The following is a 16,211-nucleotide window of genomic DNA, read 5'->3' as shown; positions in this document are numbered from 1 at the left end:
CCCTGCGAGGGTCGGCCACATCACCACACGGCAGCCACACCGAGAGGACGCGGGGACATGGGCACACAGGGCGCGCTGGCGGGCAAGGTCGCGCTCGTCGCGGGGGCGACGCGCGGCGCGGGCCGGGCGATGGCCGTCGAACTGGGGGCGGCCGGGGCCACCGTCTACGTGACGGGGCGCACCACCCGGGACCGGATCAGCGAGGTGGGGCGGGCCACGGAGACCATCGAGGAGACGGCGGAGCTGGTCACGGCCGCGGGCGGGGTGGGCATCGCGGTCCCGGTCGACCATCTGGAGCCCGAGCGGGTGCGGGCGCTGGTGGAGCGGATCGACCGGGCACAGGGCCGGCTGGACATCCTGGTCAACGACGTATGGGGAGGCGAGGCGCTGATCGAGTTCGGCAAGAAGACCTGGGAGACCACCCTGGCGTCCGGGCTGCGGATGCTCCGGCTCGGCGTCGAGACCCACCTCATCACCGCCTACTACGCGCTGCCGCTGCTGATCCGGCAGCCGGGCGGGCTGGTGGTCGAGGTGACCGACGGCACCGCGGAGTTCAACCGGACCTACCGCCTGAACCTCTTCTACGACCTCACCAAGAACGCCCCGATCCGCACGGCCTTCGGGCTCGCCGAGGAGCTGAAGGAGTTCGGCGGCACGGCGGTGTCCGTCTCCCCGGGCTTTCTCCGCTCCGAACAGATGCTGGACCACTTCGGGGTGACCGAGGCCAACTGGCGGGACGCGGTGGAGAAGGAGCCGCACTTCGCCATCGCCGAGTCGCCGCGCTTCGTCGGACGGGCGGTCGCGGCGCTCGCCGCCGACCCGGAGCGGGCACGGTGGAACGGGAAGTCCGTCTTCAGCGGGGATCTGGCCAAGGTCTACGGCTTCACCGATCTGGACGGCTCCCGGCCGGACGTCTCCGGCTACTTCCGGGACGTCGTCTTCGGGGAGAAGGAGGCCACGGCCGCCGACTACCGGTAGGACCGGTGGCGCGGGGCCGGCGATGGGGCGGGGCCGGCGATGGCGCGGGGCCGGCGGGGCTACCGGGCTACCGGTAGCGCGATGCCATGCGGCGCGCCGCCGTCGCGAAGCGCTCCCGCAGGCAGGCCGGGGACAACACCTCCGCCTCGGGGCCGAGGGCCAGCAGCTGGCCGTACGCCACGTCCGCCGACTCCACCGGCAGCGTGACGGTGATCCACCCCTCCCCATCCGGTTCCCCGGCCGCCCGGACGGCCTCCTCGCCCGCCGTACGGTCCGTGACGTACGGCAGGCGGCGGGCCCCGTCCGGACTGAGCCGCAGGGTGATCTCCTCGCGGAGGATCGAGCGGGCGAACTGAGCGGCCCGCTCGGCCCAGAAGGCGGGCAGGTCGAACGCCTCGTCCCGACCGAAGCGCGGGGCGCCGGACACGGGGGCGACGTCGGTGAGGCGATCCACCCGGTACACCCGGAAGTCGCCGCGGGGGCCGCGGGGGCCGCGGGGGCCGCCGGGGCGGCCTGGACCGCGGAGCTGGCCTGAGCCCGTGCCCCCCGCGCTGTGCGTACCACCGGGACGTCCCGCGCCGTCCGGTCCGCCCGTGCTGTGCGCGCCGCCCACGCCGCCCGTGCCGCCGGGACGTCCCGCGCCGTCCGGTCCGCCCGTGCCGCCGGGACGTCCCGCGCCGTCCGGTCCGCCCGTGCCGCCGGAGCCGCCCTTGCCGCCCGTGGCGTGCGTGCCGTCCGGGCCGTCCGTGCTGTTCGGCCCGCCCGAGCCGTCCGGGCCGCCCGTGGCGTGCGTGCCGCCGGAGCTGCCCGTGTTGTGCGTGCCGCCCACGCTGCCTGTGCTGCCGGGACGTCCCGCGCCGTTCGGTCCGCCCGTGCCGCCGGAGCCCCCCGTGCTGCCCGTGGAGTGCGTGCTGCCGGAGCCGCGGGAGCTGCCGGGGCGGCCTGAGCTGCTGGAGTCGCCCGTGCTGTGCGTGCCGTCGGAGCCGCCCGTGTCGTGCGTGCCGCCGGAGCTGCCGGGGCGGCCTGGATCGCGGGGCCGGCCTGAGCCCGTGCCCCCCGCGCTGTGCGTGCCACCGGGACGCCCCGCGCTGCCCGTGTTGTGTGTGCCGCCCACGCTGCCTGTGCTGCCGGGACGGCCCGCGCCGTCCGGGCCGTCCGTGTTGTGCGTGCCGCCCGCGCTGCCCGTGTCGCCGGGACGGCCCGTGCCGTTCGGTCCGCCCGTGCCACCCGCGCCGCCCGTGCTGCCCGGTCCGCCTGTACCGTCCGCGCCGCCCGTGCCGTCCGAGCCATCCATGCCGTCCGTGCCGTTCACGCGGGCTGCCAGGTACCACACGCCCGCCTTGAGTACGAGCCCGTACGGTTCCAGCTCGCGCTCCACCTCCGTGTCCCGGCGGCGGTAGCGCACCAGTAGCCGGCGGTCGTCCCACACCGCGTCGGCGACCTCCGGCAGCAGCGGAGGCGTCTGCGGCTCCTGCCACCAGCCCGGGGCGTCGAGGTGGAACCGCTGGGCCACGGTGTGCGAGGCGTCCCGCAGCTCCGGGAGCAGTGCGGCGGAGACCTTCAGCCGGGCGGCGGAGGCGGCGTCCGCGAGCCCCATCTCGCGCAGCGCGGAGGGCACACCGGACAGGAACAGCGCCTCGGCCTCGGCCCGGCCGAGGCCGGTCAGCCGGGTGCGGTAGCCGCCGATGAGGCGGTAGCCGCCGGCCCGGCCCCGGTCCGCGTAGACCGGGATGCCCGCCTCGGAGAGCGCGGCGGCGTCCCGGGTCACGGTGCGCTCCGAGACCTCCAGCTCCCGCGCCAGCTCGGCCCCCGTGATCGAGGGCCGGGCTTGCAGCAGGAGCACCATCTTGATGAGCCGGGCAGCACGCACGGCCCCCATGATGCCGTGCCGCCGCGTGGCGAGGCCGGGCCGGATCGCAGGACAGCCGGCTCACGAGGTCTGGGCCCCGCCATGCGGTGCCCCGCCACGCGGTGCCCCCCCACGCGGTGCCCCGTCACGCGGCGAGCCGTTTGTCGGCTGCCGTGGGCGGGGCGGGGGAGTGGTGCCGTCAGATGCCGTACCGCTTCGCGGCCTCCTTGGGCGCGGTGGCTCGTACCACGCCCTGACGGGCCAGCCGGGACAGTGCGGTCACCACGATGGCCGGGGCGTCCACGCCGAAGTGGCGGCGGGCGGCCTCGCGGGTGTCGGAGAGGCCGAAACCGTCCGTGCCCAGCGAGTACCAGTCCTGCTCGACCCACTGGCTGATCTGGTCGGGGACGGCGCGCATCCAGTCGCTGACGGCGAGGACCGGGCCCGGTGCGCCTGCCAGGGCACGGGTGACGAACGGGACCCGGTCTTCGCCATTGAGCTGCGCCGCGTCACAGGACAGGGCGTCACGGCGCAGCTCGCTCCAGGAGGTGGCGGACCACACGTCGGCGGCCACGCCCCAGTCGTCGGCGAGGAGTTTCTGGGCCTCCAGCACCCAGTGGATGGCGGTGCCGGAGGCGAGGAGCTGGATGCGGGGGGCGTCGGCGGCGGGCGCCTCGGCCTCCTTGAAGCGGTACAGCCCCTTGAGGATGCCTTCCTCGACGCCTTCGCCCTGCGGCATCGGCGGCTGGACCTTGGTCTCGTTGTAGACCGTCAGGTAGTAGAAGACGTCCTCGGCCCGGGGGCCGTACATCCGCCGCAGGCCCTCCCGCACGATCACGCCGATCTCGTAGGCGAAGGCCGGGTCGTAGGCGAGCGCCGCCGGGTTGGTGGAGGCGATCAGCGGGGAGTGGCCGTCGGCGTGCTGGAGGCCCTCGCCGGTCATCGTCGTACGGCCGGCCGTGGCGCCGATGAGGAAGCCGCGGCCGAGCTGGTCGGCGAGCGCCCACATCTGGTCGGCGGTGCGCTGCCAGCCGAACATCGAGTAGAAGATGTAGAAGGGGATCATCGGCTCGCCGTGGGTCGCGTACGACGTCGCGGCGGCGGTGAAGTCGGCCATCGAACCGGCCTCGGTGATCCCCTCGTTGAGGATCTGACCGTTCGCGGCCTCCTTGTAGTACAGGAGCTGATCGCGGTCGACCGGGTCGTAGGTCTGGCCGAGCGGGGAGTAGATCCCGGCGGTCGGGAAGAGCGACTCCATGCCGAAGGTGCGTGCCTCGTCGGGCACGATCGGCACCCAGCGCCGCCCGGTCTCCTTGTCCCGCATCAGGTCCTTGACCAGCCGGACGAAGGCCATGGTGGTGGCGATCTCCTGGTTGCCGGAACCCTTGGCGAGCGTCTCGAACGGCTTCGGGGACGGCTCGGGCAGGGCCACCGGGTGGACCTTGCGGGCCGGGGCGGGGCCGCCGAGGGCCGCGCGGCGCTCCTGGAGGTAGCGGACCTCGGGGGAGTCGGGGCCGGGGTGGACGTAGGGGACGAGGGCGTCGTCCAGCTTGCTGTCCGGGATGGGCAGCTCCAGGAGGTCCCGCATGGCGCGGAACTCCTTGCCCGTCAGCTTCTTCATCTGGTGGTTGGCGTTGCGCGACTCGAAGCCGGGGCCCAGCGTCCAGCCCTTGACGGTCTGGGCGAGCACCACGGTCGGGGCGCCCTTGTGCGCCACGGCCGCGCGGTAGGCCGCGTACACCTTGCGCGGTTCATGGCCGGCGCGCGAGGTGTGGAAACACTCGGTGAGCTTGGCGTCGGTGAGGCCCTGGGCCAGCCGGGCCAGCTCCGGGTCGGCGCCGAAGAAGTGCTCGCGGATGTAGGCCGCGTCGCGGGTCGCGTACGTCTGGAACTGACCGTCCGGGACCTCGCGCAGCCGGCGGACCAGCGCCCCCGAGGTGTCCAGCGCGAACAGCTCGTCCCAGGCGGAACCCCACAGCGACTTGATCACGTTCCAGCCGGCCGCGCGGAACTGGGCCTCCAGCTCCTGCACGATCTTGAAGTTGGCGCGCACCGGGCCGTCGAGGCGCTGGAGGTTGCAGTTGATGACGAAGGTGAGGTTGTCCAGGCCCTCACGCCCGGCCAGGGCGAGCGCGGCGGTCGACTCCGGCTCGTCCATCTCGCCGTCGCCGAGGAAGGCCCAGACGTGGGAGTTCGCGGTGTCCTTGATGCCGCGCGCCGCCAGATAGCGGTTGAAGCGGGCCTGGTAGATCGCGGAGATCGGGCCGATGCCCATCGAGACGGTGGGGAACTCCCACAGCCACGGCAGCCGGCGCGGATGCGGATAGGACGGCAGCCCCTCGCCGCCCGCCTCACGGCGGAAGTTGTCCAGGTGGGCCTCGGTCAGCCGGCCGTCGAGGAAGGCGCGGGCGTAGATGCCGGGGGAGGCGTGGCCCTGGATGTAGAGCTGGTCGCCGGAGCCGTCGGCTTCCTTGCCGCGGAAGAAGTGCTGGAAGCCCGTCTCGTAGAGCCACGCGGCGGAGGCGAAGGTGGCGATGTGGCCGCCGAGGCCGTCACGGCTGCCGCGGGTGACCATCGCCGCCGCGTTCCACCGGTTCCAGGCGGTGATGCGGGCCTCCATCGCCTCGTCGCCCGGGAACGCGGGCTCGGCGGCGGTCGGAATGGTGTTGACGTAGTCCGTCTCCAGCAGGGGCGGCAGCGCGAGCCCGGCGCTCTCGGCGCGCTCCAGGGTGCGGCGCATGAGGTACGAGGCGCGGTGCGACCCGGCCTCCCGCGCGACGGCGTCCAGGGAGGCGCCCCACTCGGCGGTCTCCTCGGGGTCACGGTCGGGAAGCTGGTCGAGCGCACTCGGCTGCGTGCGTGCGAGATCGGTCATGGACCGACTGTAAGTCTGATCGATGATCGATCAAAGCGCCGCCGGGAAAAAACTGCTCCGCAGGCCGAAATTGGCATTCCGTGCCGCGAAACTAGGCACGCGGTGCACAGCCGAGCACATGCTCCTTGACCAGTTCGCCGACTCGCGGGTCCCGCCGCTTGAAGGCGTCCACCACCGCCTGGTGCTCCTCGGCGTACGACTGCTGGACGGTGCCCAGCCAGCGGATCGACAGCGTGGTCCAGATCTCGATGCCCAGCGACTCCCAGGTGTGCAGCAGCACGCTGTTGCCCGACGCCCGCACCAGCTCCCGGTGGAACGCCACGGTGTGCCTGACCTGCGCCTCCCCGTCCGACGCCCGGTCCGCCGCGTACAGCGCCCGCACCTCGGGCTCCAGCGCGGAGGTGTCCTCGGCCAGCGCGGGCGCGGCCAGCTCCGCCGCGATCTGCTCGAGCCCGGCCCGTACCGGATAGATCTCCTCGAGGTCGGCCGCGGTCAGATTCCGCACCCGGACGCCCTTGTTGGGGGCCGACTCGATCAGCCGCAGCGACTCCAGCTCCCGCAGCGCCTCCCGGACCGGCGTCTGGCTGACTTCCAGTTCCGTGGCGATCCTCCGCTCCACGATCCGCTCGCCCGGCTTCCAGCGGCCGCTGACGATGCCCTCCACGAGGTGCTCGCGGATCTGCTCGCGCAGCGAGTGGACGACGGGCGGGGCCATGGGGCGCTCCTTAGGAACCAACAGTGAACAGCAGCCATTATCCCGGTACTGCCGGAACGAAAACCGCGCCCCGCACGGAAAGCCCGTGCGGGGCGCGGCAGTGCCTCAGAGGGGGCCTCGGAGGGCTCAGAGACCGAGCTCGACCTCGAACTCCCCGGCCTCCAGGATCTCCTTGACGGCCGTCAGGTAGCGGGCCGCGTCGGCACCGTCCACCAGGCGGTGGTCGTAGGAGAGGGCCACGTACGTCATGTCGCGCACCGCGATGGTCTCGCCCAGGTCCGGGTGGTTGATGACCACCGGACGCTTGACGGTCGCGCCGATGCCCAGGATGGCGACCTGGTTCGGCGGCACGATGATCGTGTCGAACAGCGCACCGCGCGAACCGGTGTTGCTGATCGTGAAGGTGGCGCCGGACATGTCGTCCGGGGTGATCTTGCTGGAGCGGACCTTGCCCGCCAGCTCCGCCGTCTTCTTGGCGATGCCCGCGATGTTGAGGTCGCCCGCGCCCTTGATGACCGGGGTCATCAGGCCCTTCTCGGCGTCCACCGCGATCCCGACGTTCTCCACGTCGAAGTACGTGATGGTGTTGTCGTCCTCGTTGATCCGGGCGTTGATGGCCGGGTGGGCCTTCAGCGCCTGGACGGCGGCCTTCACGAAGAACGGCATCGGCGAGAGCTTGACGCCCTCGCGCTGCGCGAACGCCTCCTTGGCCTGGGCGCGCAGCCGCATGACCTTGGTGACGTCCACCTCGACCACGCTGGTCAGCTGCGCCTGGCCGTGCAGGGCCTTCATCATGTTGTCGCCGATGACCTTGCGCATCCGCGGCATCTTGACGGTCTGGCCACGCAGCGGGGACACCGCCTGCGGGGCGGCCTTCGGCGCGGCGGCGGCGGCCGGGGCCGGGGCCTGGGCCTGGGCCGCGGCCTTGGCGGCCTCGGCGGCGGCGATGACGTCCTGCTTGCGGATGCGGCCGCCGACGCCGGTGCCCTTGACGGTGGCCAGGTCCACGCCGTTCTCGGCGGCGAGCTTGCGCACCAGCGGGGTCACGTAGGCGCCCTCGGCCTCGGGGGCCGCGGGAGCGGGGATGGTCGCGGCCGGAGCCGGAGCCGGAGCCGGGGCGGGCGCCGGGGCGGCCGGGGCCGGCTCGGGGGCGACCGGCTCCGGGGTGGCGGCCTGCGGCGCCGGGGCGCTCGGGGCCTGCGGGGCCGGGGCCTCCTTGGCCGGCTCGGGAGCCGGGGCGGCCGGGGCGGGCGCGGCGGCCGGAGCGGCGCCGGCGGCGCCGATCACGGCGAGCTTGGCGCCGACCTCGGCGGTCTCGTCCTCGGCGACCAGGATCTCCAGCAGGGTGCCCGCGGCCGGGGCCGGGATCTCGGTGTCGACCTTGTCGGTGGAGACCTCGAGCAGCGGCTCATCGGCCTCGACGGAGTCGCCGACCTCCTTGAGCCAGCGGGTCACGGTGCCCTCGGTCACCGACTCGCCCAGCGCGGGCAGGACCACATCGGTGCCCTCGGCGCCACCGGCCGGAGCGGCGGCGGCAGGGGCGGGGGCGGCAGGCGCGGGGGCCTCGGCGGCGGGCGCCGGGGCGGGCTCGGGCTGGGCCGCCGGAGCGGGCTCGGCCGCCGGGGCGGGGGCCTCGGCCGGGGCCGCGCCGCCGTCGTCGATGACGGCGAGCTCGGCGCCGACCTCGACCGTCTCGTCCTCGGCCACCTTGATGGAGGTCAGCACACCGGCCGAGGGGGCCGGGATCTCGGTGTCGACCTTGTCGGTCGAGACCTCGAGCAGGGGCTCGTCGGCCTCGACGCGCTCACCTTCGGCCTTGAGCCAGCGGGTGACGGTGCCCTCGGTCACGCTCTCGCCGAGCGCCGGCAGGGTTACGGAAACCGCCATGGTGTTCGGTTGCTCCTTAACGATCTTTACGGATGGTTCGCGCTCGGGATGAATCAGTCGTGGGAGTGCAGCGGCTTGCCGGCCAGGGCCAGGTGGGCCTCGCCGAGCGCCTCGTTCTGGGTCGGGTGGGCGTGGACCAGCTGCGCGACCTCGGCCGGCAGCGCCTCCCAGTTGTAGATCAGCTGAGCCTCGCCGACCTGCTCGCCCATCCGGTCACCGACCATGTGGACGCCGACGACGGCACCGTCGCGGACCTGCACGAGCTTGATCTCGCCCGCGGTCTTGAGGATCTTGCTCTTGCCGTTGCCCGCGAGGTTGTACTTCAGGGCGACGACCTTGTCCGCCCCGTACAGCTCCTTGGCCTTGGCCTCGGTGATGCCGACGGAGGCGACCTCGGGGTGGCAGTAGGTCACCCGCGGCACACCGTCGTAGTCGACCGGCACCGGGTTCAGGCCGGCCAGCCGCTCGGCCACCAGCATGCCCTCGGCGAAGCCGACGTGGGCCAGCTGGAGGGTGGGGACCAGGTCGCCGACGGCGGAGATGGTCGGCACGTTGGTCCGCATGTACTCGTCGACGAGGACGTAGCCGCGGTCCATGGCGACCCCGGCCTCCTCGTAGCCCAGGCCCTGGGAGACCGGGCCGCGGCCGACGGCCACCAGCAGCAGCTCGGCCTCGAAGGTCTTGCCGTTCTCCAGCGAGACCTTGACGCCGTCGGCGGTGTACTCGACGCCGGAGAAGCGGGAGCCGAGGGAGAAGTTGATGCCGCGCTTGCGGAAGGCGCGCTCCAGCAGCTTGGAGCTGTTCTCGTCCTCGACCGGGACGAGGTGGGGAAGCGCCTCGACGATGGTGATGTCGGCCCCGAAGGACTTCCACGCGGAGGCGAACTCGACACCGATGACACCGCCGCCCAGCACGACCGCGGACTTCGGCACCCGGTCCAGCACCAGCGCGTGGTCGGAGGAGATCACGCGGTTGCCGTCGATCTCCAGGCCGGGGAGGGACTTCGGCACCGAACCGGTGGCCAGCAGGATGTGGCGGCCGGTGTACCGCTGGCCGTTCACATCGACGGAGGTCGGGGAGGACAGCCGGCCCTCACCCGTCACATAGGTGACCTTGCGGGAGGCGATCAGGCCCTGGAGACCCTTGTAGAGGCCCGAGACCACGCCGTCCTTGTACTTGTGCACACCTTCGATGTCGATGCCCTCGAAGGTGGTCTTGACACCGAATTCCGAACCCTCACGGGCCTGGTCGGCGATCTCACCGGCGTGCAGCAGAGCCTTGGTGGGGATGCAGCCGCGGTGCAGGCAGGTGCCGCCCAGCTTGTCCTTCTCGATCAGGGCGACGTCCAGACCCAGCTGCGCCGCGCGCAGGGCAGCGGCGTAACCGCCGCTACCGCCTCCGAGGATCACTAGGTCGAAAACGGTGCTGGCGTCGTTCGCCACGTCACGTCCTCCATGCATGGTGCGCCGGGGTCGGCCGTCGGTCGGCCGGGCGGCGGCGGGTGTTCGGCCGCTTCTTGCTTACGGCCCTGGTGTCTGGGGCCCTGTCCTGCCGGGACAACATCTTCGCACTTGTTGAGAGGAGGCGGGACGCGGGGCCGCTGTGTGAGAAATCTCCACACCCCAGTTCAGGGGTTACTCCTGCGTAGGCGGAACGCGGAGCCCCGTCGATTTCGTTGAGGGCGAAATCGACGGGACTTTCGGCCCATGGCCCGGCCGCGTCCGTCCGCGTCCCGGCTCAGCCGAGATCGCCGTCGGCGGCGCGCTCCGCCAGCCGCACCAGCGTGCGGACCGCGGAGCCGGTGCCGCCCTTGGGGGTGTAGCCGAACGGACCGGACTCGTTGAAGGCCGGGCCCGCGATGTCCAGGTGGCCCCAGGTGATCCCGTCCGCCACGAACTCCCGCAGGAAGATACCCGCCACCAGACCGCCACCCATGCGCTCGCCCATGTTCGCCAGATCGGCGACCGGGGAGTCGATGCCCTTGCGGAGATCCGACGGCAGCGGCATCGGCCACGACTGCTCACCGGCCTGCTCCGCGGTCTCGTGGAGCGTGGTGCGGAACGCGTCGTCGTTCGACATGATCCCGAACGTGCGGTTGCCCAGCGCGAGCACCATCGCACCGGTCAGCGTCGCCACGTCCACGATCGCGTCCGGCTTCTCCTCACCGGCGCGGGTGATCGCGTCGGCGAGCACCAGCCGGCCCTCGGCGTCGGTGTTCAGCACCTCGACGGTCTTGCCGCCGTACATCGACAGCACATCGCCGGGACGGGTGGCCGAACCCGACGGCATGTTCTCGGCCAGCGCCAGCCAGCCGGTCAGATTGACCCGCAGACCCAGCTTGGCGGCGGTGACGACCGCGGCGAACACGGCGGCGGCCCCGCTCATGTCGCACTTCATCGTCTCGTTGTGACCGGCCGGCTTGAGCGAGATGCCGCCCGAGTCGTAGGTGATGCCCTTGCCGATCAGCGCGAGCGTCTTCTCGGCCTTGGGGTGGGTGTACGCGATCCGGACCAGCCGCGGCGGGGCCTCCGAACCCTGGCCCACGCCCAGGATGCCGCCGTACCCGCCCTTCTTGAGCGCCTTCTCGTCCAGCACCTCGGCCTTGAGACCGTGCTCCTTCGCGGCCGCGACCGCCTCGGCCGCGAAGACGGCCGGGGTGAGCAGGTTGGACGGGGTGTTGATCAGGTCGCGGGCCCGGTTGACCTCCGCGACCAGGGCGGTGGCGCGCTCGGCGGCGGCCTTGTACGCCTTGTCGCGCGGCTTGCCGCCGAGCAGGGTGACCTCGGCGAGCGGGCCGTTGTTCTTCTTGTCCTTGCCGTCCTTGGCCTTGCCGCCGTTGCCGTTGCTCTTGTCGTACGCGTACGCACCGAGCAGCGCGCCCTCGGCGACGGCGCCGGCGTCCGCCGCGTTCTCGACCGGCAGCGCGAACGCGCCCTTCTTCGAACCGGACAGTGCGCGCGAGGCCACCCCGGCGGCCCGGCGCAGTGTCTCGGCGGCATAGCCGTCGCCCTTGGCCGGGGCCTCGCCCAGCCCGACCGCCAGCACGACCGGGGCCTTGAGGCCGGACGCGGAGGGCAGCTTGGTCACCTCGCCCTCGGCGCCGGTCGCGCCGAGCGTCTCCAGAACGGCGGCCAGCTTCCCGCCGAACGCCTTGTCCACGGCCTCGGCGCCGGCGGCGACGACGGGGCCCTTGGCCCCCTTCGCCACGCCGACGACGACGGCGTCCGCGCGCAGTGCCGCGGCGGAGGAGGTGCTGAGAGTCAGAGCAGTCACAGTGGTCGGGTCCCTCTTCCGTTGGTTCGTCGGCCGATATGGGTTGCAGGCCGCGCCCTCCGCATCGTATGCGGTCGCTTGTTCTCGAGGCTCGGTACGCCTCAGGGGCGTGGTGCCCGGGGCCTCGGAGCGGGGGCGGGCGGGGGAAACGGAATTGACGGTGGCCGTTCAGGGATGAGAGGCCGCGCGATAGCCTTCCGCGCGATGGACACCACGCCGGAGCAGCCGCCGCACTCCCCGTCGCAGCCGCCGCAGCCGCGGTCGTCCGCGCGCGGGCCGGAGTCCGAGCGCGGGCCGGAGCCCGAGCACCCGGAAGGCGCGGAGCCCCCCGGTCGCCCGGAAGGCGCGGAGCCTCCCGGCCGCCCGGAGCATCCGCCGCGCCCCGCGTACGACCCGCCGCCCGCGCACGCTCCGCGCGCCCCCTGGGCCGACGGGGTCCGCTTCGCCTTCGGCACGCTCACGGTGCTGCCCGTACGGGTCACCCGCTGGGACCGGCAGGCGGCCCACGCCGGGATGCTGTGCGCTCCGCTGGCCGGGCTGGCCGTGGGGCTGTGCGCGGCGGCGGTGGGTGGGGCCTTGCTGTTCCTCGGCGCCGGGGCGCTGTTGGCGGCCGTCGCCACCGCCGCGATACCCGCCGTACTGACCCGCGGCCTCCACCTCGACGGGCTCGCCGACACCGCGGACGGGCTCGGCAGCGGCAAGCCCGCCGAGGACGCGCTGCGCATCATGAAGCGGTCGGACATCGGGCCGTTCGGCGTGATCACGCTGCTGTTCGTCCTGCTCGGCCAAGTGGCGGCCCTGGCCCAGCTGTACGGGCAGGACTGGGCGCACGGCGCGGTCGCGGCGGCCGTGGCCGGTGTCGCCGCGCGCTGCTCCCTGACGCTCGCGGCGCGCGTGGGAGTCCCGGCGGCGCGTCCGGAGGGACTGGGCGCGGCCGTCGCGGGCACCGTGCCGTGGCGGTCCGCCGGTGTCGTGGCGGCGGTGGCGGTGGCCGGCTGCGCGGTGGCGGCCGCCCCCTTCGGCCCGTACGCCGTCGTCCGTCACGCCTTCGCCGCCCTGGCCGCCCTGGTGGCCGCCGAACTCCTGCTGCGCCACTGCCGCCGCCGTCTCGACGGGGTGACCGGCGATGTCTTCGGCGCGCTCGCGGAGACGGCCGCGACGACCGCCCTGGTGATCCTGACCTTCGGCTAGGGCCGACCGCCGCCGGCCCCTGACCATCCGGTGCCCGGTGCCCGGGTTGCGGTGGGTTCGCGGCGGCGAGCGGCCGCCGCTACGGCAGGTCCGCGGCCCGTTCCCACGCGCGGCTCCCGCGGAGGTCCGTCGGAAGGACCTCAGCCGTCCTGTTCGGGGAGTTCCGCGTGCAGGGCCGCGGCCGCCTGCACCAGCGGCAGGGCCAGCAGCGCGCCCGTGCCCTCGCCGACCGTGACGCCGTGGTCGAGCAGCGGGGTGAGGGCGATGCGGTCGAGCGCCTTCTCCTGGCCCGGCTCGCCGCTGGCCTGACCGGCCAGCCACCAGTCCGGGGCACGGAACGCCACCCGCTGGGCGACCAGCGCACAGGCCGCCGAGACGACGCCGTCCAGGATCACGGGGGTACGGCGCACGGCGCTCTGCAACAGGAAGCCGGTGATCGCGGCGAGGTCGGCACCGCCGACGGTGGCCAGCAGCTGGAGCTGATCGCCGAGCACCGGGCGGGCCCGGCGCAGCCCGTCGCGGATCGCGGCGCATTTGCGCATCCACGCGAGATCGTCGATGGCGGCCCCGCCCCGGCCGGTGACCACGGACGCGTCCGTACCGCACAGCGCGGCGATCAGGGTGGCGGCGGCGGTGGTACCGCCGACGCTGAGGTCGCCGAGGACGAGGAGGTCGGTGCCGGAGTCCACTTCCTCGTCGGCGATGGCCATGCCGGTACGGAAGGCCCGCTCGGCCTCGTCCAGGGTGAGCGCGTCCTCGACGTCGAGCCGGCCGGACGCGCGGCGCACGCGGTGGCGGGTGACCTCCTCGGGGAGGTCCTCGGGGTCGCAGTCCAGCGCCATGTCGACGACGCGGACGGGCGCGCCGAGCCGGGCGGCGAGGATGGCGGCCGGGCTCTCGCCGTCCAGCACGGCGCGGACGAGGCGGTGGGTGCTCCTGGCGGGGCGGGCGGAGACGCCCAGGTCGGAGACGCCGTGGTCGCCCGCGAAGAGGATGACGCGGGGCTGCTCGACGGGCTTGACCGGCACCCGCTGCTGCGCGGCGGCCAGCCACTCGCCCAGTTCGTCCAGCCGCCCGAGCGCACCCGGCGGCAACGCGAGCCGCTCGCGGCGCTCCTCGGCGTCACGCCGGATGCCCCCGTCGGGGCGCTCGATCAGGTCGACGAAGTCATCGAGATTGAGAGCACTCACCTGGCGAACCCTACCGGGCGGGCCGGAAAGCGGTACCGGCTCCGCCGGTTGGGGTCGGCTCACGCGCCGGCGTTGTCGTCGGCGTTGTCGTCGGCATCGGCGTCGGGCTGCTCGGCTCGGTGGGGTGCGGGTTTCGTCTCGCGCCTTCGGCGCAAGTGAGCAGCGGGGCAGGGGGTGCCGGGCCGGGCCCGCATCGCCGTCCGCCGGGTCGGTGGGGGCGGGGGCCGGTGGCGGCTTCCGTGGCCGGGGGCCGAGGCCGATGCCGGACAGCAGGGGGGTGGGGTACCCCTCTGGAGACTGATTGACCAATTAGTTGCGTCAGATCAAGCGTTATTTAGGGGGTACCGGGAAGGGCCGGGCGGGAGGACATCTCATCGAGTGCGGCGCCGGACCGCCGGAAGCCGACGGGATCTTGCCCCGCAGCCCGCAGCCCGCAGCCCGCAGTCCGGATGGGTCCCGGCCGTCGAGCACGGAAGCCGCCACCGGCGCCCGCCCCCACCGCCCCGGCGCCCGGCGGCGGCGCCGCGCCCCCCACCCCCTGCCCCGCTGCTCAAGTGCGCCGAAGGCGCGAGACGAAACCCGCACCCGACCGAGCCGAACAGCCCCGCAAGACCGGGGGACCCAGGAGCCCCGGCCGGGCCACCCGGCGCCCGGGGCCCGGCCGAGGTTGCCCCGACCGGGCTCAGCCGCGCAGCGGCAGCGGCTGACCGGCCACGACCAGGAGCACCTGCTCGCACTCCTCGGCGAACGCCGCGTTCAACCGCCCCAGTTCATCGCGGAAGCGGCGGCCGGAGGCGGTCGCGGGGACGACCCCGGCGCCGACCTCGTTGCTCACCGCCACCACCGTACGGCTGGTGGCGCGGACCGCCGCGACGAGCGCGGACACCCGTTCGCGGAGGGCGCGTTCACCGCCGTGCGCCCACTTGTCGTCGTCCCAGGCGTCCACGGAGTCCATCGCGTCGGTGAGCCACAGCGCCAGGCAGTCGATGAGCAGCGGCGGGCCGTCCTGGGCGAGCAGCGGTGTCAGATCGCAGGTCTCGGTGGTGCGCCAGGAGCCGGGGCGGCGCTCGCGATGGGCCGAGATGCGGGCGGCCCACTCCGGGTCGCCCTCGCGGATGCCGCTCGTGGCGACGTACAGCACGTCGGGGAAGGCGGCCAGCCGCCGTTCCGCCTCCAGGGACTTACCGGACCGGGCACCGCCCAGCACCAGCGTGCGGCGCGGCAGATCCGGCACCGCGTGGTACTCGCCGACGATCAGCGTCCGCCCGTCGGGCACCGTCCGCGCACCCGCCGTGGCGAGACGGCGGTGCAGCTCCTGGCCCGGCGGGACGGTGTGGTCGAGGTGCACGGCCACGACGTCCGTGGTGGCGCCCACGGCGCCCGAGGCGCGCAGGGCGGCCAGGGCGTCGGGGCGGCCCAGCACATCGAGCAGCACCATGTCGTACGGCTCGGCCGGGTCCGGGAGGCCGGCGGGGGCGCCGCCCGGCGGCAGGTACAGCAGCCGGGGGCCGTCGGGGCCGGTGACCTCGTAGCCCGTACCGGGGGAGTCCAGCGCCACCGCCCGTACCCGGTGGCCGCTGATCAGGGACAGCCGGCGGCCGTCCGGCACCCGCCCCGGCGCGGGCAGCCCGGCCGGGAACTCGACGGCCGGGCCCGCGTGCGGATGCGAGAGCAGCACCTGCCGTACGCCGACCAGCGAGTGGCCGGCCCGCGCGGCGGCGAAGGCGGCCCCCGGGGTGAGGTCGATCAGCAGCGCGCCGTCGATCAGCAGCGAGGTGGCGGCCCGCGCCTCCTCGCCGACGGCGGCGGCGCAGGAGGCGCAGGGGCAGCCGTGGCGCGGCAGCCCGTCGGGCGACCCGGTGCCCAGAAGAGTGAGTTCCACGGTCTGATCGTCTCGCGTCCGGTCCCACGGGTCGCGCGGGGCCACCCCCTAGGGAGTGATCAGTCACTTAGGCTGCGGGCAGACATCACCTGTGGACCGGCGGGTATCACCTGTGGGCCGGCAGGATGGAGGAGGCTGGATATGGCGTGGACATGGCGATTCGAGAAGTCCGACGGGACGGAGACGAAGCCCGCGGTGCAGCCGGACGAGTTCCCGACTCAGGGGGACGCGGAGTCGTGGATCGGCGAGGAGTGGCGGGCGCTCCTCGAGGGAGGAGCGGAGCAGGTGACGCTCTTCGAGGACGGCACGAAGATCTACGGCCCGATGAGCCTGCGCGCCGAGTAGGCGTGGCATCGAGTCGGACGGTGCGC

At 73.8% G+C, this 16,211-nt stretch carries 9 protein-coding genes and 3 pseudogenes; 3 read left to right on the top strand and 9 right to left on the bottom strand.

The features are described 5' to 3' along the window. Nucleotides 1-57 precede the first annotated feature (57 nt). The gene (locus PS467_RS12600; RefSeq protein WP_311035339.1) at nt 58-978 is read left to right on the top strand and encodes an SDR family oxidoreductase; all 921 of its coding nucleotides are present in this window, start codon (nt 58-60) and stop codon (nt 976-978) included. 67 nt (nt 979-1,045) lie between these two features. On the opposite strand, the pseudogene PS467_RS12595 reads toward PS467_RS12600, so the two are convergent. The 7 genes and pseudogenes from PS467_RS12595 to PS467_RS12565 all read right to left on the bottom strand — a co-directional run. Next, nucleotides 1,046-1,453: pseudogene (locus PS467_RS12595) on the bottom strand (WYL domain-containing protein); the annotation flags it as partial. 822 nt (nt 1,454-2,275) lie between these two features. Then, nucleotides 2,276-2,848 (bottom strand): annotated as a pseudogene (locus PS467_RS12590) (helix-turn-helix transcriptional regulator); the annotation flags it as partial. Nucleotides 2,849-3,026: 178 nt separating this feature from the next. After that, nucleotides 3,027-5,702 (bottom strand): pyruvate dehydrogenase (acetyl-transferring), homodimeric type, encoded by a 2,676-nt coding sequence (aceE, locus tag PS467_RS12585; RefSeq protein ID WP_311035338.1) that lies wholly within the window; start codon nt 5,700-5,702, stop codon nt 3,027-3,029. A gap of 91 nt (nt 5,703-5,793) precedes the next feature. After that, the gene (locus PS467_RS12580) at nt 5,794-6,417 is read right to left on the bottom strand and encodes a GntR family transcriptional regulator (protein WP_268971567.1); all 624 of its coding nucleotides are present in this window, start codon (nt 6,415-6,417) and stop codon (nt 5,794-5,796) included. 126 nt (nt 6,418-6,543) lie between these two features. Beyond that, on the bottom strand, nt 6,544-8,304 hold the full coding sequence (gene sucB / locus PS467_RS12575) for a 2-oxoglutarate dehydrogenase, E2 component, dihydrolipoamide succinyltransferase (protein WP_311035337.1): 1,761 nt from the start codon (nt 8,302-8,304) through the stop codon (nt 6,544-6,546). A 53-nt stretch (nt 8,305-8,357) separates the two neighbouring features. After that, the gene (gene lpdA, locus PS467_RS12570) at nt 8,358-9,746 is read right to left on the bottom strand and encodes a dihydrolipoyl dehydrogenase (protein WP_030838769.1); all 1,389 of its coding nucleotides are present in this window, start codon (nt 9,744-9,746) and stop codon (nt 8,358-8,360) included. Nucleotides 9,747-10,041: 295 nt separating this feature from the next. Then, nucleotides 10,042-11,577, bottom strand: coding sequence for a leucyl aminopeptidase (locus PS467_RS12565; RefSeq protein ID WP_311035336.1), 1,536 nt, complete (start codon nt 11,575-11,577; stop codon nt 10,042-10,044). Nucleotides 11,578-12,009: 432 nt separating this feature from the next. On the opposite strand from PS467_RS12565, the pseudogene PS467_RS12560 reads away from it, so the two are divergent. Continuing rightward, nucleotides 12,010-12,768 (top strand): annotated as a pseudogene (locus PS467_RS12560) (adenosylcobinamide-GDP ribazoletransferase); the annotation flags it as partial. Nucleotides 12,769-12,908: 140 nt separating this feature from the next. Here PS467_RS12560 and cobT read toward each other — a convergent pair. Together cobT and PS467_RS12550 are read right to left on the bottom strand one after the other, a co-directional pair. Next, on the bottom strand, nt 12,909-13,958 hold the full coding sequence (cobT, locus tag PS467_RS12555) for a nicotinate-nucleotide--dimethylbenzimidazole phosphoribosyltransferase (protein ID WP_311035334.1): 1,050 nt from the start codon (nt 13,956-13,958) through the stop codon (nt 12,909-12,911). Between the two features lie 682 nt (nt 13,959-14,640). Then, complete coding sequence (locus PS467_RS12550; RefSeq protein ID WP_311035333.1) at nt 14,641-15,840, bottom strand: bifunctional adenosylcobinamide kinase/adenosylcobinamide-phosphate guanylyltransferase; 1,200 nt, start codon at nt 15,838-15,840, stop codon at nt 14,641-14,643. Between the two features lie 141 nt (nt 15,841-15,981). On the opposite strand from PS467_RS12550, the gene PS467_RS12545 reads away from it, so the two are divergent. Next, a complete protein-coding gene (locus tag PS467_RS12545) occupies nt 15,982-16,185 on the top strand; it encodes a hypothetical protein (protein WP_268971560.1) in 204 nt (67 codons plus the stop codon). The last annotated feature ends 26 nt before the right edge of the window (nt 16,186-16,211 follow it).

Origin of the sequence: Streptomyces luomodiensis, assembly GCF_031679605.1 — a bacterium.
Lineage (GTDB): Bacteria > Actinomycetota > Actinomycetes > Streptomycetales > Streptomycetaceae > Streptomyces > Streptomyces luomodiensis.
Note: the sequence above shows the minus strand (reverse complement) of the source record. Positions and strands in the feature narration are given on the sequence as shown.